General features: G+C 72.2%; 14 protein-coding genes, 1 tRNA gene and 1 other RNA gene. 12 read left to right on the top strand and 4 right to left on the bottom strand.

Annotation, left to right across the window (positions count from 1 at the left end):
• Positions 1–59 precede the first annotated feature (59 nt).
• Positions 60–824 (bottom strand): SDR family oxidoreductase, encoded by a 765-nt coding sequence (locus tag ACODR5_RS05570; RefSeq protein WP_488982980.1) that lies wholly within the window; start codon positions 822–824, stop codon positions 60–62.
• A gap of 205 nt (positions 825–1,029) precedes the next feature.
• Between ACODR5_RS05570 and ACODR5_RS05565 the strand changes: the two genes are divergently transcribed.
• The 6 genes from ACODR5_RS05565 (at position 1,030) to rnpB (ending at position 5,155) form a co-directional block, all read left to right on the top strand.
• Positions 1,030–1,497 carry an NfeD family protein gene (locus ACODR5_RS05565; protein WP_449854963.1) on the top strand — a complete coding sequence of 156 codons (468 nt, stop codon included), beginning with the start codon at positions 1,030–1,032 and terminating at the stop codon, positions 1,495–1,497.
• Positions 1,498–1,527: 30 nt separating this feature from the next.
• Positions 1,528–2,634, top strand: coding sequence for an SPFH domain-containing protein (locus tag ACODR5_RS05560; protein ID WP_449854964.1), 1,107 nt, complete (start codon positions 1,528–1,530; stop codon positions 2,632–2,634).
• A complete protein-coding gene (locus ACODR5_RS05555; protein WP_488982979.1) occupies positions 2,631–3,389 on the top strand; it encodes a glycerophosphodiester phosphodiesterase family protein in 759 nt (252 codons plus the stop codon). Before ACODR5_RS05560 ends, ACODR5_RS05555 begins: the two co-directional genes overlap by 4 nt.
• A gap of 125 nt (positions 3,390–3,514) precedes the next feature.
• Entirely contained in the window at positions 3,515–3,889 is a 375-nt protein-coding gene (locus tag ACODR5_RS05550) for an RNA polymerase-binding protein RbpA (protein ID WP_488982978.1), read from the top strand.
• A 100-nt stretch (positions 3,890–3,989) separates the two neighbouring features.
• Positions 3,990–4,784 carry a polyphosphate--glucose phosphotransferase gene (gene ppgK, locus ACODR5_RS05545; protein ID WP_488982977.1) on the top strand — a complete coding sequence of 265 codons (795 nt, stop codon included), beginning with the start codon at positions 3,990–3,992 and terminating at the stop codon, positions 4,782–4,784.
• A 14-nt stretch (positions 4,785–4,798) separates the two neighbouring features.
• Positions 4,799–5,155, top strand: an RNA gene (gene rnpB / locus ACODR5_RS05540) — RNase P RNA component class A.
• 86 nt (positions 5,156–5,241) lie between these two features.
• Here the strand turns inward: rnpB and ACODR5_RS05535 are convergent.
• Genes ACODR5_RS05535 through ACODR5_RS05525 form a run of 3 tightly spaced genes read right to left on the bottom strand, consistent with a single transcriptional unit; the run spans position 5,242 to position 8,208 of the window.
• Positions 5,242–6,975, bottom strand: coding sequence for a bifunctional 3'-5' exonuclease/DNA polymerase (locus ACODR5_RS05535; protein WP_488982976.1), 1,734 nt, complete (start codon positions 6,973–6,975; stop codon positions 5,242–5,244).
• The gene (locus tag ACODR5_RS05530; protein WP_488982975.1) at positions 6,959–7,438 is read right to left on the bottom strand and encodes a reverse transcriptase-like protein; all 480 of its coding nucleotides are present in this window, start codon (positions 7,436–7,438) and stop codon (positions 6,959–6,961) included. Before ACODR5_RS05530 ends, ACODR5_RS05535 begins: the two co-directional genes overlap by 17 nt.
• Positions 7,435–8,208 carry a zinc ribbon domain-containing protein gene (locus ACODR5_RS05525; protein WP_488982974.1) on the bottom strand — a complete coding sequence of 258 codons (774 nt, stop codon included), beginning with the start codon at positions 8,206–8,208 and terminating at the stop codon, positions 7,435–7,437. Before ACODR5_RS05525 ends, ACODR5_RS05530 begins: the two co-directional genes overlap by 4 nt.
• A 73-nt stretch (positions 8,209–8,281) precedes the next feature.
• On the opposite strand from ACODR5_RS05525, the gene ACODR5_RS05520 reads away from it, so the two are divergent.
• The 6 genes from ACODR5_RS05520 (at position 8,282) to ACODR5_RS05495 (ending at position 14,828) form a co-directional block, all read left to right on the top strand.
• Positions 8,282–8,354, top strand: a tRNA-Val gene (locus tag ACODR5_RS05520).
• Between the two features lie 174 nt (positions 8,355–8,528).
• A complete protein-coding gene (gene aceE / locus ACODR5_RS05515) occupies positions 8,529–11,258 on the top strand; it encodes a pyruvate dehydrogenase (acetyl-transferring), homodimeric type (protein ID WP_488982973.1) in 2,730 nt (909 codons plus the stop codon).
• On the top strand, positions 11,251–12,474 hold the full coding sequence (locus ACODR5_RS05510; protein ID WP_488982972.1) for a PucR family transcriptional regulator: 1,224 nt from the start codon (positions 11,251–11,253) through the stop codon (positions 12,472–12,474). The genes aceE and ACODR5_RS05510 overlap by 8 nt, the downstream gene beginning before the upstream one ends.
• Before the next feature lie 103 nt (positions 12,475–12,577).
• Entirely contained in the window at positions 12,578–13,489 is a 912-nt protein-coding gene (locus ACODR5_RS05505) for an ACP S-malonyltransferase (RefSeq protein ID WP_460815568.1), read from the top strand.
• A 14-nt stretch (positions 13,490–13,503) separates the two neighbouring features.
• On the top strand, positions 13,504–14,502 hold the full coding sequence (locus ACODR5_RS05500; RefSeq protein ID WP_460815569.1) for a beta-ketoacyl-ACP synthase III: 999 nt from the start codon (positions 13,504–13,506) through the stop codon (positions 14,500–14,502).
• An 80-nt stretch (positions 14,503–14,582) separates the two neighbouring features.
• Positions 14,583–14,828 (top strand): acyl carrier protein, encoded by a 246-nt coding sequence (locus ACODR5_RS05495; RefSeq protein ID WP_449854975.1) that lies wholly within the window; start codon positions 14,583–14,585, stop codon positions 14,826–14,828.
• The last annotated feature ends 37 nt before the right edge of the window (positions 14,829–14,865 follow it).

Here is a 14,865-nt window from a genome sequence, read left to right as displayed (position 1 = left end):
CCGGCAATCCTGTCACGCACGATTCCGGCGGGGATCCCTCCGCGGAGGGATCGGGGTGGTCACTCCGCGACGAAGCTCGAGGTGTCGCCGAGCAGCAGCTCGTTCCGCTCGGGAACGGGCGCGACGGCCGCCTTGGCCACCTCGGCGGCGAACTCCGAGACGTTGTAGAGCTTGCCGGCGTCCTCGCGGCGCGACGCGATCGCGCCCGGGTTCGCGCGCTCCAGCAGCGTCGCCGTGATCGTGCCCTCGATCATGTCGCCCGAGACCACCACGAAGCCGATGCCGACCTCCTCGAGCGCGGGGATCCGCTCGCGCAGCGCGTCCTCGCCCGCGCGCTTCGACAGCGCGACCTGCTCGTACTCGGGCATGGTCGGCGTCGTGCGGATGAAGTGGGCCTGGTGGCTCGTGACGAACACGACGCGCCCGCCCTCGCCCATGAGCGGCAGCGCCGCCTCGAGCGCGCCGACCTGCGCGTCGCGGTTGAGGCGGAGCGCGTAGTCCTCCCCCATGCCCGACTCCATGCCGCCCGAGGCATTGAGCACGAGGATGTCGAGCGCGCCGAACTCCGCGCGCACGGCGTCGAACATGGCGGCCACCGAGGTCGGGTCCGTGAGGTCGGCGCCGACGACGAGCGCGTTCACGCCGAGCTCGCGCACCTCGGCGGCCAGCTTCTCGGCACGGGGTGCCTTGTTGCGGAAGTTGATGACGACGTTCGCCCCCGCCTGGGCGAAGTACCGGATCGTGTCGGCGCCGATGCCACGGGAAGACCCGGTGACGAGGGCGGTCTTGCCGGCAAGGGATCCGGGGGCGAGGGGCTGCGACACGGGTGAACTCCTGCGTGAGACGACGGAGCCGGACGGAACGGACCGGCCGTCCCGAGACTAGCAACGACGCCCCGGCGGGACCCGGAGCCTTCGCCCAACGGATCGCCGGATTCGTTGTCCGCCATCGTCATGTGCAGTTCTGCCCATGCGGCGCGTCACCGCGACACGCCCGAGTCGATAGGGTGGCCGCAGGGAGGGCACACACATGGATATCGCCGACTACGCCTGGATCGGCTGGCTCGCGGTGATCGCGATCGTGCTCGTCATCGAGATGCTCTCGGGCGAGTTCACGTTCCTGATGATCGCGATCGGCGGCGCCGTGGGGCTCACCGCCTCGCTGCTGGGCGCACCGATCTGGCTGCAGATCATCATCGCCGCGGTCGCGGCCGTCGCGCTGCTACTGTTCCTGCGGCCGCCCCTGCTGCGGCGGCTGCGCCGCCCGCACGACCCCATGAAGTTCAACGTCGATGCCCTGTTCGGCATGGCGGGCACGGTGCAGCAGCCCGTCACGCCCATCGCCGGCGTCGTGAAGCTCGCCGACGGGCAGACGTGGTCGGCCCGCACGACCTCGGCCATCGAGATCCCCGCGGGCGCCGTGGTCTACGTGCAGTCCGTCAAGGGTGCGCTCGTGTACGTGGCCGACCGCCCGCCCGCCGCCCAGCCGACGCACTGACCCCCACCCGGCTGAGAGAGAGAAACCCCCATGGACAACGTCATCCTCTGGGTGCTCGTGATCGCGATCGTCGTGTTCGCGCTCGTCACCCTCCTGCGCGCCATCACCATCGTCCGCCAGAGCGACGCCGTCATCATCGAGCGGCTCGGAAAGTACAACCGCACGCTGTTCGGCGGACCGCACCTCATCGTCCCGTTCATCGACCGGCCGCGGCTGCGCGTGGACCTGCGCGAGCAGGTCGTGTCGTTCCCGCCGCAGGGCGTGATCACCGAGGACAACCTCACGGTCGCCGTCGACACCGTCGTGTACTTCACGGTGACCGACCCGCGCGCGGCCACGTACGAGATCGCCAACTACCTCGGCGCCGTCGAGCAGCTCACGATCACCACGCTGCGAAACGTGGTCGGCTCGCTGAACCTCGAGGAGGCGCTCGTCAGCCGCGACGTCATCAACGCCAAGCTCATGACCGAGCTCGACGAGGCCACGGGCCGCTGGGGCATCAAGGTGAACCGCGTCGAGCTGAAGGCGATCGATCCGCCCGCCTCGCTGCAGGACGCCATGGAGAAGCAGATGCGCGCCGAGCGCGACCGGCGCGCCGCGATCCTCACCGCCGAGGGCCACAAGCAGTCGCAGATCCTCGTCGCCGAGGGCTCCCGTCAGTCCGAGATCCTCAAGGCCGAGGGCGACAAGCAGGCGCAGGTGCTGCGCGCCCAGGGTGAGTCCGAAGCCATCCAGACCGTCTTCAGCGCCATCCACGCCGGCGCCCCGGACGACAAGCTGCTCGCCTACCAGTACCTGCAGATGCTGCCGAAGATCGCCGAGGGCGAGGCCAGCAAGCTCTGGATCATCCCGAGCGAGCTGACGGAGGCCCTCAAGGGCATCGCGGGCGGCTTCGCCGGCGGTGCGGTGCCCGGCGCCCCGCGTCCGCCCCGCCCCGCCCCCTCGCGCACGTCCGATCCGGACGTCAGCGACGCGCTCAAGGCCGCACAGGAGGCGATGAAGGCCGCGGAGGAGGTCTCGTCCGAGGCCGAGGCATCGGCGTCGCAGGTGGGCGGATCGTCCGCCTCGTCGCTGCCGCCGCGCCCGACGGTCGACGCCGCGGAGGCCGCGCGCCGCTCCGGCGACCAGGCAGAGTGACGCACCCCTACCTCGCGCACGGCACGAGGCCCCGGGTGCTCGCGCACCAGGGCCTCGTGCCGCGCGACTCCCCGGAGATCGCGCCCAACACCCTCGCGGCGTTCGCGGCGGCGCATGCGGCGGGGGTCGCGTACATCGAGACCGACTGCCACCTCACGGCCGACGGCGAGGTGGTGCTCTTCCACGACGACACGCTCGAGTCGGTCGCGGGCGACCCGCGGCGCGTCGACGCCGTGACGCTGGCCGAGTTCGAGGCCCTGCTCGCCGATCGCGGCGGCGCGGTCACGCTCGCGCAGGCCCTCGACACGTTCCCGGACGTCCGCTTCAACGTGGATGTGAAGGCCGCGGCCGCCGCGGCACCGGCCGGGCGGATCGCCGCGACCGCACCGGATCGCGTGCTGCTCACGAGCTTCTCCGACGCCCGCCGCCGCGCCGCGCTCGCGGCGGCCGCGCCCGAACGCCCCGCCGCCTCCGCCGGGCGCGGCACGATCGTCCGCTTCCTGCTGGGCGTCGCACTGCGTCTGCGCCCCCTCGCCCTGCGGGCCCTGCGCGGCGTCGACGCGCTGCAGGTGCCGGAGCGACAGGGGCCGATCCGCATCGTCACGCCGCGCTTCATCGCGCTCGCGCACGAGGCCGGATGCGAGGTGCACGTGTGGACCGTGAACGACGTCGCCGACATGCGCCGGCTCGTCGCGATGGGCGTGGACGGCATCGTGACCGACCGCGCCGACGACGCGCTCGCGGCGCTGGCGTAGCGCGCTTCCCGCGCGGCGCCGCCAGGCACTGAGCATCGCCTGGGAGAAGCCGCGCGGCGCCCGCCGTTCGGATGATCCGCACAGGCGCGAGCGTTATACAGGGGAGTTGACGAAAGGACCACACCATGGCAGACCGCAGCCTTCGTGGCATCCGACTCGGCGCTCAGAGCCTGCAGAGCGAAGAGGGCGTCGTGTTCATGGAGCGCGCGCAGCACACGTACACCTGCAGCCAGTGCGGGCGTGACACCGTGCTCACCTTCGCGGCCGACGCCGAGGCACCCACGACGTGGGAGTGCCGCACGTGCGGCGGCGAGGCGCTGCTGCAGACGAGCACCGGGCAGGCGGAGGTCGACCACTCCGGCGACAAGGCACCCCGCACGCACTGGGACATGCTGCTCGAGCGCCGCTCGATCCCCGAGCTCGAGGAGATCCTCGCCGAGCGCCTCGCGTACGTGCGCGCCCGCCGCGGCGAGACGGACTCGTCCGCCAAGAGCGCCTGAGCGGGATCCACACCGTGAACGCCGGTCCTTCGGGGCCGGCGTTCGGCGTTCGGTCGTTCCGTGGTCATTCGCGCCTCGCATCATCGGTAATCTGAAGATCATGGCGAAAAGCGAGAATCGTGCGGTCGGCGTCGACGTCGGGGGCACCGGCATGAAGGCCGGCATCGTTGATCTGGACTCCGGCGAGCTGCTGAGCGATCGCGTCAGGATCGACACCCCGGACGGCGCCCACCCCGCCGATGTGCTCGCCACGGTGCACGCTCTGCTCAACCTCCTCGGCGACGAGGCCGACGCGCTGCCGCTGGGCATCTGCTTCCCCACCATCGTCAAGGGCGGCCGCACGCTCTCGGCCGCGAACGTGTCGAAGGACTGGATCGGCTTCGAGGCCGAGAAGTTCTTCGAGGACGGCCTCGGCCGCGACATCCACTTCGTCAACGACGCCGACGCGGCCGGCCTCGCCGAGCTCCGCTACGGCGGCGCGAAGGGTCAGCCGGGCCTGACGATCCTCACCACGCTGGGCACGGGCATCGGATCGGCCTTCCTCTTCGAGGGAAAGCTCGTGCCGAACACCGAGCTGGGTCACCTCATCTGGAATGGCGAGTCGATCGAGCGCTACGCCGCCGCCACCGCGCGCGAGCGCGACGGCCTGTCGTGGGAGAAGTGGGCGGGACGGCTGCAGAAGTTCTACGACCACGTGGAGTTCCTCTTCTCCCCCGACCTGATCCTGGTCGGCGGCGGGGTGTCGAAGAACCCCGAGAAGTTCATGCCCCTCATCACGACGCGCGCGGAGTTCAAGACGGCGACGCACCGCAACAACGCGGGCATCATCGGCGCCGCCAGCCTCGCGAAGTCGGACGACGAGTACCTCACGGAGCTCAGCAGCCCCTCCGCGTAGACTGGGCGGGCGAATGGGTCGGCCGGACGGCCGCGTCGCGCGCAAGCGCGCCGAGGAACGTCCGGGCTCCACAGGGCAGGGCGGTGGGTAACACCCACCCGGAGCGATCCGCGAGAAAGTGCAACAGAGAGCAGACCGCCGGCCTCGGCCGGTAAGGGTGAAACGGTGGTGTAAGAGACCACCAGGGGCCGTGGTGACACGGCTCGCTGGGTAAACCTCGCCCGGAGCAAGACCAACAGGGGATGTTGACGCGGCCCGCCGAGTCCCCGGGTAGGTTGCTGGAGCGGCACGGCAACGTGTCGCCGAGAGAGATGGCCGTCGAAGGAGCTCAGGCTCCGGAACAGAACCCGGCGTACAGGCCGGCCCATTCGCACTCTCACCTACCGCCGAGAATCCATCTGTGCGCCGAGAATCCAGGCGCGCATGGATCCTCGGCGCGGGCGTGGATTCTCGCCGCTCAGTCCTTGGCGACGCTGCGTCCGACGCGGATGTCGAGCGGGAACGCGATCGGGAACGAGCCGAACAGCAGGCGCCCCGCCGCGTCGGCCGCCTCGCGCACCGCCCGCGCCGCGTCCTCCGCCCGCTCGTCCGGCGCGTGCACGATGACCTCGTCGTGCAGGAAGAACGCCAGGTGCGGGCGGCGGGCGAACACGGGCCCGGATCGGCGCGCCGCGCGATCCTCGGCCACCGGCGGGATCGCGGCCAGCCGGGCGCGCAGATCCGCCAGCCACGCCAGTGCCCACTCCGCCGCGGTGCCCTGCACGACGAAGTTGCGCGTGAACCGGCCGTGGTCGCCCGCGAGGCGCCGGGCGCGCTGCTCCTCGGCGGCGCCCGCGGACGAGCCGCGCTGCGCGGCGTGCCACGCGTCGCCCGGCGGCGGCGAGACCCGACCCAGCCAGGTCGCGACCTGCCCGCCCCGCTCCCCCTCGCGCGCGGCCGCATCCACGAGCGCCATCGATCCCGGGAACGCCTGCCGCAGGCGGGGCACGAGGCGCCCGGCGTCGCCCGTCGTCGATCCGTACAGCGCGCCGAGCATCGCGATCTTCGCCTCCGCCCGCGTCGCCACCGCCCCACTCGTCACGATGCCCTCGTACAGATCGGCGCCCGCCGCCTGCGCCATCCGCTCGTCGCGCGACATGGCGGCCAGCACACGCGGCTCCAGCTGCGCCACGTCGGCGTCGACGAGCACCCAGCCCTCGTCGGCGCGCACGGCCTCGCGCAGCCCGCGCGGCAGCTGCAGCGCGCCGCCGCCGGACGACGCCCACCGGCCCGTGACGACCCCACCGGGCACGTACACCGGCCGGAACCGCCCGTCGCGCACCCACTCGGCCAACCACGCCCAGCCGTTGGCCGTGTACAGCCGCATCAGGCGCTTGTACTCCAGCAGGGGCTCCACGACGGGGTGGTCGTGCTCGGCGAGCTCCCACTTGCTCGTGGACTCCACCCGCACCCCCGCCCGGTGCAGGGCGCGCAGCAGCTTGGGCTGCGAGTCGAGCGAGGCCGCCGGGTCGCCCAGCGCCTCGCGCACGCGCGCTGCGGCCTCCGCGATCCGCGAGGGCGTCCCTCCCGCCACCCGCTCCCCCAGCTGCGCCCGCAGCAGCTCGTCGTGCCGCGCCTCGTCCCAGGGCAGACCGGCCGCACGCAACTCGGCCGCGACGAGCGACCCGGCCGACTCGGCCGCCAGCAGCAGCCGCAGGCGCCCCGGGTCCGCGGCGCGGGCCACCGCGGCCTCCTGCCGCTCGTGCTCGGCGGTCGTCTGCGCGATGTCCGTGGCCCGCGGCGCCGCGTCGTCCAGTGCGAAGAGGGCGTCCGCCGCCTCGGCATCCGGCGCGGCGTCCCACGCGGGTGCGGCCGCCGGCGCGCTGGGGACCGCGAGGGCGAGGATCGCGCGACACAGCCGCAGGTCGTGGCAGCGCGCCACGCGCACGCCGGCGGCGAGCAGCGCCGGGTACCACTCGGCCGTGCTCGACCAGATCCAGCGGATGCCCCGGCCCATGCGCCGCGCCTCGGCCTCGCGCGCGGCGACCCACGCGGGCAGCTCGGCGTCGCTCAGCGGGCGGCGGCCCGCCTCCTGGGCGCCGTCGAGCGCGACCGCGACGGCGGCGCCGCCCGGCGTGCGGCCGAGCACGATCCGGTCCGCCGACGACCACGGCGAGACCGGTGCGTGGGCTGGGTCAGAAGAGCCGCTCACCGTCGACCGCGGCCGCCTCGGTCACCGCCGTGTGGCCGTCGAGGTCGCGCCGGAACGACAGGCGCTTGTCCATCGACTCGTTCGCCGCGGCATCGGCCAGCTTGTTGTCGTTGCGCGGCACCCACTCGAACGTGACGCGCCGCGATCCGATGAGCTCGCGCGCGCGGCGCGCGAGCACCTGCATGTCGGGGTGCTTGATCTTCCAGCGGCCCGTCATCTGCTCGACGACGAGCTTGGAGTCCATGCGCACGTGGATCGCGTCCGGATCGCGCTCGACGGCGGCGGCGATGCCGGCGATCATGCCGTTGTACTCGGCGACGTTGTTCGTGGCGACCCCGACGAAGACGCCGAGCTCGCTCAGCACCTCCCCCGATGCCGGATCGATCACGACGGCGCCGCCCGCGGCAACGCCCGGGTTGCCGCGCGAGCCGCCGTCGGCCTCGACGATGAGCGTGCGCGTCATTCGAACCGCACCTTCCCGTCGGTGCCCTCGGCCGGGGCGTTCAGCCCGCTCTCGTTGGTGCGCACGAGGATCGTGCCGCACTCGGGGCAGTACGCCACCTCGTCGAGCGGCGTGGCGCGGACGGCCGAGATGTCGCTGGGCGAGAGCGTCATGCGGCACCCGCCGCAGGTCGTGCGCGTGAACAGCGCGGCGGCCGTGCCGCGCGCGGCCAGGCGCTCGTACGCCGCGAGCAGGTCGGCGGGCAGCCGCCCCGCCAGCGCCTCGCGGTCGCGGCGCAGCTCGGTGAGCTCGCGCGTCGCGTCGGTGACCGCCTGCTTGGCCTCCTCGCTGAGGCGCCGGCCCTCGGCGGTCGTGGCGTCGAGCAGCGTCTGCTGCTCGGCCAGCGCGGCCTCGGCCTCGTCGCGGCGCTCCATGAGCTCCAGCTCGCTGGTCTCGAGCGCGTCGATGCGGGCGCCGAGGGCGGCGATCTCCTCCTGCAGCGCGAGCGCGTCGCGCGCGATCGCCGTCTGACCGAGGCGCTGCTCGTCGCGCTCGCGGCGCTTGCGCGCCACGTCGATGTCGCCCTCGATGCGCTTCAGCTCGGCCGCGACGTCGTCGCGGGCGTTCGTGCGCGTCACCAGCTCGCGGCCGAGCGCGTTGCGGTGCTCGACCAGCTCCTTCACGCGCGCCGCCTGCGGCGGGTTCGTCCGGGCGGCCTCGGCCGCCGTCATCCGCCGATCGATGTCGGCGAGGTCCAGAAGCAGGAGCTGATCCGCGGGAGAGGCCTTCACCCCTCCAGCCTACGGCGCGGTCCCGACGCCCGCGCGTGGGGCGGCGCGACCCGCCCGGATAGACTCGAGGCAGGGGCCTTTAGCTCAGCTGGTAGAGCACCTGGTTTACACCCAGGTTGTCGTCGGTTCGATCCCGGCAGGGCCCACCGCGGCGGCGGAGGCCCGCTCCCCGCCACTCGCACGTGCCCGGCGTCCACTCCGAGCGCCCCTCGGATGGCGTTAGGCTGGCGAGGATACGCGTGCGGCGCCGCCCCCATCGGGACCCCGCGCGCGCCGGCAACACGCGCGGCACGAACTGCCGCAAGACGAAAGGTCATCCGGTGGCTGTTCACGATCAGGATCCGTACTCGCAGGGGCCGCAGGACAGCGATCCCGAGGAGACCAGCGAATGGCAGCAGTCGCTGGACGAGCTCGTCGCGGCCAAGGGCCCGCAGCGCGCGCGCGAGGTGATGCTGAGCCTGCTGAAGCGCTCGAAGGAGCGCCGCCTGGGCGTGCCGATGGTCCCGACGACGGACTACGTCAACACGATCTCCGCCGAGGACGAGCCCGACTTCCCCGGCGACGAGGAGCTGGAGCGCCGCTACCGCCACTGGATCCGCTGGAACGCGGCCATCACGGTGCACCGCGCGCAGCGCCCCGGCATCGGCGTGGGCGGCCACATCTCGACGTACGCGTCGGCGGCGTCGCTCTACGAGGTCGGCCACAACCACTTCTTCCGCGGGCAGGACGCCGGCAACGGCGGCGACCAGATCTTCTACCAGGGCCACGCCTCCCCCGGCATGTACGCGCGCGCCTTCCTGGAGGGCCGCATCACCGAGCACCAGCTCGACGGCTTCCGCCAGGAGAAGTCGGCCGCGCCGGTCGGCATCCCCTCCTACCCGCACCCGCGCATGATGCCGGACTTCTGGCAGTACCCGACGGTGTCGATGGGCCTGGGCCCGATCAACGCGATCTACCAGGCGATGACGAACAAGTACCTCGCCAACCGCGGCATCAAGGACGTCGCGGACTCGCACGTGTGGGCCTTCCTCGGCGACGGCGAGATGGACGAGGTCGAGTCGCGCGGCCAGCTGCAGGTGGCCGCGAACGAGGGCCTCGACAACCTCACGTTCGTGATCAACTGCAACCTGCAGCGTCTCGACGGCCCCGTGCGCGGCAACGGCAAGATCATCCAGGAGCTCGAGAGCTTCTTCCGCGGCGCCGGCTGGAACGTCATCAAGCTCATCTGGGGCCGCGGCTGGGACGACCTGCTCGCCCGCGACGTCGAGGGCGCGCTGCTGAACCTCATGAACACGACGCCCGACGGCGACTTCCAGACCTACAAGGCCGAGTCGGGCGCGTACATCCGCGAGAACTTCTTCGGCCGCGACCCGCGCGCCCTCGAGCTCGTGAAGGACTACACCGACGAGCAGATCTGGAACCTGCAGCGCGGCGGCCACGACTACCGCAAGGTGTACGCGGCGTACAAGGCGGCCATGGAGCACAAGGGCCAGCCCACCGTCATCCTCGCCCACACCGTCAAGGGCTACGGCCTCGGGCCGCACTTCGAGGGCCGCAACGCGACCCACCAGATGAAGAAGATGACGCTCGACGACCTCAAGCTGTTCCGCGACACGATGGACATCCCCGTCACCGACGCGCAGCTCGAGGAGAACCCCTACCAGCCGCCCTACTACCACCCGGGCCTGGAGGACGAGACGATCCAGTACATGCTGGAGCGCCGCAAGGACCTCGGCGGCTTCCTGCCCGAGCGCCGCACGACGCACGTCGGCCTCGAGCTGCCGCAGGACAAGGACTACGCCCTGCCGAAGAAGGGGTCGGGAACGCAGCAGGTCGCCACGACCATGGCGTTCGTCCGCATGCTCAAGGACCTCATGAAGGTCAAGGGCTTCGGCAACCGCATCGTGCCGATCATTCCCGACGAGGCCCGCACGTTCGGCATGGACTCGTACTTCCCGACGGCGAAGATCTACAACCCGCACGGCCAGAACTACACCTCGGTCGACCGCGAGCTGCTCCTGGCCTACAAGGAGAGTCCGCAGGGCCAGATCATGCACGTCGGCATCAACGAGGCCGGCGCCACCGCGGCGTTCACCGCCACGGGCACGTCGTATTCGACGCACGGCGAGCCATTGTTGCCGGTCTACATCTTCTACTCGATGTTCGGCTTCCAGCGCACGGGCGACGCGTTCTGGGCCGCGGGCGATCAGCTGACGCGCGGCTTCATCATCGGCGCGACCGCGGGCCGCACCACGCTCGCGGGCGAGGGCACGCAGCACATGGACGGGCACTCGCACCTGCTCGCCTCGACCAACCCCGCGGTCCTCAGCTACGACCCGGCCTACGGGTACGAGATCTCGCACATCGTGCAGTCCGGCATCGAGCGGATGTACGGCGGCCAGCACCCCGACCCGGATGTCATGTACTACCTCACGGTGTACAACGAGCCGATGGTGCAGCCGGCCGAGCCCGAGGGTGTCGACGTCGAGGGCATCGTCAAGGGCATCCACCGCGTGGCCGAGGGTTCCGGCGACGGGCACCGCGTGCAGCTGCTCGCCTCGGGCGTGGGCGTGCCGTGGGCCCTCGAGGCCCAGGAGCTGCTGAAGAGCGACTGGGGTGTCGTGGCCGACGTGTGGTCGGTGACGAGCTGGACCGAGCTGCGCCGCGACGGCCTGGCCGCCGACGAGCACAACTTCCTGCACCCGGACGAGGACCCGCGCACGGCGTACCTCACCGAGAAGCTGCAGCACGCCGAGGGCCAGCCGTTCGTCGCGACGAGCGACTTCATGCACGCCGTCCAGGACCAGATCCGCCCCTGGGTGCCCGGCCCCTACGGCACGCTCGGCGCCGACGGCTTCGGCTTCAGCGACACGCGCCCCGCCGCCCGCCGCTTCTTCAAGATCGACGGGCCGTCGATGGTCGTCAAGGCGCTGCAGATGCTCGCCGAACAGGGCAAGGTCGACCGCTCCGTCGTCGGCCAGGCGATCGAGAAGTACCGCCTGCACGAGGTCGGCGCCGGCACGTCCGGCAACGCGGGCGGGGATGCCTGAGGCCCGCACGGGCGAGGGGGCGGTCGATCCCGACAAGGCCGCCACCCTCGCCTGGCTCCGGCGCATCTCCGGCGACCTCGCCACCGCCACCACGCGGCGGCTCGAGGAGTCGCTGCCGTGGTTCACGGAGATGCCGCCAGGGCGCCGCTCGGCGGTGGGCCTCGTCGCCCAGGCCGGCATCTCGTCGTTCGTGCAGTGGTTCGACGACCCCACCACGACGCCGTCGATCGCGGCCGACATCTTCGCCGCCGCGCCGCGCGAGCTGCTGCGCAGCGTGAGCCTGCAGCAGACGCTGCAGCTGGTGCGGATCACCGTCGAGGTGGTCGAGGAGCGCGTGGCGAGCAAGAGCGAGCATCTCCGCGAGGCGATCCTGCTCTACTCGCGCGAGGTGGCGTTCACGGCCGCCGATGTCTACGCCCGCGCGGCGGAATCGCGCGGGCTGTGGGATGCCCGCCTCGAGGCGCTCGTCGTCGACTCGATCCTCACCGGTGAGGCCGACGAGGAGCTGCCGAGCCGGATCGCGGCGCTCGGCTGGCACGGCCACGGCGAGTCGTGCGTGCTCGTGGGCACCACTCCCCGCGGTTTCGACGTGGATCAGGTGCGCCGCACGGCCCGCAAGCTCGGCGTCGACGTGCTCATCGGCGTGCAGGGCTCCCGACTCGTGCTCGTGCTCGGTCGCGCGCAGGCGCCGCGGGCGGCGGAGCAGCCCGAGCTGCCGTTCGACGAGATCGCCCGCGGCCTCGAGCCGCACTTCGGCGAGGGCCACCTCGTGCTGGGCCCCACGGTCGCCGCCCTCGTCGACGCGAGCCGCAGCGCCCGCGCGGCCCTCGCGGGCTTCGCGGTCGCGCGCGCCTGGCGCGGCGCCCCGCGCCCCGTCGAGGCCGACGACCTCCTGCCGGAGCGCGCCCTCGCTGGCGACCCCGTGGCCAAGCGCACGCTCGTGGAGCGGATCTACCAGCCCCTCGCCGATCACTCCACCGATCTCGTGACCACGCTGTGGGCCTACCTCGACAACGGCCGCTCGCTCGAGGCGACGGCCCGCGAGCTGTTCGTCCACCCCAACACCGTGCGGTACCGCCTCAAGAAGGTGGGCGACGTCATCGGATGGGACGCCACGGGCCCGCGCGAGGCCCTGATCCTGCAGACGGCCCTCATCCTCGGCTCGATGGGCACCGAGGCCACGCGGCGCCGCCCGGCCGTGAGGCGCCCGCGCTGAGCCGGCCCGCCCGCGCGAGGATGTGCGGCATGCACAACGCTTTTCGCGATTCTTGTGAGAGCGCCTCCACCGGAGCGTCTCGGATGATTGGCAGACTTGCAGAGTGATCGTCGTCGTATGCCCCGGACAGGGCTCGCAGACTCCCGGCTTCCTCTCCCCCTGGCTCGAGCTGGAGGGCGCGCGTGAGCGCCTCCAGGCCTACGCGGACGCCGCGCAGGTCGATCTGCTCCCGGCCGGCACCGAATGGGACGCCGATCGCATCCGCGACACGAGCGTGGCGCAGCCGCTGATCGTCGCCGCGAGCCTGCTGTCGTGGACCGCGCTGACCGCCGAGGGCGCGCGCCCCGCCGGCGTGGCCGGCCACTCGGTCGGCGAGCTCGCCGCGCTGGCGGCCGCCGGCGTGATCTCCGACGAGGCCGCGATGCGCGTCGTCGGCGCCCGCGGCCGGGCCATGGCCGAGGCCGCCGCGCTCGCCGAGACGGGCATGAGCGCCGTCGTGGGCGGCGTCGAGGAGCAGGTGCTGCAGGCCATCGCCGAGCGCGGCCTCGAGGCCGCCAACTACAACGGCGGCGGCCAGATCGTGGCCGCGGGCGCGAGGGACGCTCTCGCCGCGCTGGCCGAGAGCGCCCCGCGCGGCGCGCGCGTCATCCCCCTGCAGGTGGCCGGCGCCTTCCACACGCGCTACATGGCGCCCGCGAAGGACGCCCTCCAGGACGCGGTCGACACGATCGACCCGGCCGATCCGCAGCTGCTGCTGTGGAGCAACAGCGACGGTGAGCCGGTGGACGCGGGCTCGCGAGCGCTCGAGCTCGTCGTCCACCAGGTCTCCAGCCCCGTGCGCTGGGACCTGTGCATGGCGTCGTTCGCCGACCGCGGCGTGACCGGCATCATCGAGCTCGCGCCGGCCGGCGCCCTCGTGGGCCTCGCCAAGCGCGGTCTCAAGGGCGTGCCGTCCGTGGCCGTGAAGACTCCCGAAGACCTCGAGGCCGCGCGCGAGCTCCTCGCGGCCGCCTGAACGGAAAGACCCGAATGCCCACTCTGAAGGAATCCGCCGGCGCCGCCCACTCGCGCATCTACGCGATGGGCGCCGCGCGCGGCGAGAACGCCGTCCCGAACGCGGACATCATCGAGCCGATCAACTCGAGCGACGAGTGGATCCGCCAGCGCACCGGCGTCGTCACGCGCGCGCGGGCGAACCGCGAGACCGGCGCCCTCGAGCTCGCCGCCGCCGCGGCCCAGGAGGCCGTCGAGAAGTCCGGCGTCGACCCGGCCGAGATCGACCTCGTGATCGTCGCGACGATCAGCAACGTGCAGCAGACGCCGTCGATCGCGGCGGTCGTCGCCGACCGCATCGGCGCCACGCCCGCCGCCGCCTACGACATGAACGCGGCATGCGCCGGCTACTGCTACGCCATCGCGCAGGCCGACGCGCTCATCCGCGCCGGGGGGGCCCGCTATGCCGTGGTCATCGGCGCCGAGAAGCTCAGCGACGTCATCGACCCCACCGATCGGTCCATCTCGTTCCTGCTGGGCGACGGCGCGGGCGCGGCGCTGCTCGGCCCGAGCGACACCCCCGGCGTGTCGGCGACGAGCTGGGGCTCGGACGGCTCCAAGGCCGACCTGGTGGGCATGAACGCCACCCTCACGCAGTTCCGCGACGGCGAGGCCGCCTGGCCCACGCTGCGCCAGGAGGGCCCGAGCGTGTTCCGCTGGGCCGTGTGGGAGATGGCCAAGGTCGCCAAGGAGACGCTCGAGAACGCGGGCGTGAAGCCCGAGGAGCTCGCGGCCTTCATCCCCCACCAGGCCAACATGCGCATCGTCGACGAGTTCGCCAAGCAGCTCGGCCTGCCCGACACCGTGGCGATCGCGAACGACATCACGACCACCGGCAACACGTCGGCCGCGTCGATCCCGCTCGCCGCGCACCGCCTGCTGCAGGAGCGGCCGGAGCTGAGCGGCGGCCTGGCGCTGCAGATCGGCTTCGGGGCGGGACTCGTGTTCGCGGCACAGGTGGTCGTGCTCCCCTGAACCCGCCGCGCACGCTCATAGACTGAGCGTCGGTTCTTCAGATCCCCATTCCCCAACCACAACCCGCCTGAGGAGACACCATGGCACTCACCAACGACGAGGTCCTCGCCGGCCTGGCCGAGCTGATCACCGACGAGACCGGCATCGACGCCTCGGAGGTGTCGCTCGAGAAGTCGTTCACCGACGACCTCGACATCGACTCCATCTCCATGATGACCATCGTGGTGAACGCCGAGGAGAAGTTCGGCGTCACGATCCCCGATGACGAGGTCAAGAACCTCAAGACGGTGCAGGACGCCGTCTCGTTCATCACCAACAACCAGTGACTCCGCCGGCGCCACGCCCGCTCGGGCGTGGGGCCCC

Source organism: Microbacterium sp. FG3 (genome assembly GCF_057809335.1).
Note: the sequence above shows the minus strand (reverse complement) of the source record. Positions and strands in the feature narration are given on the sequence as shown.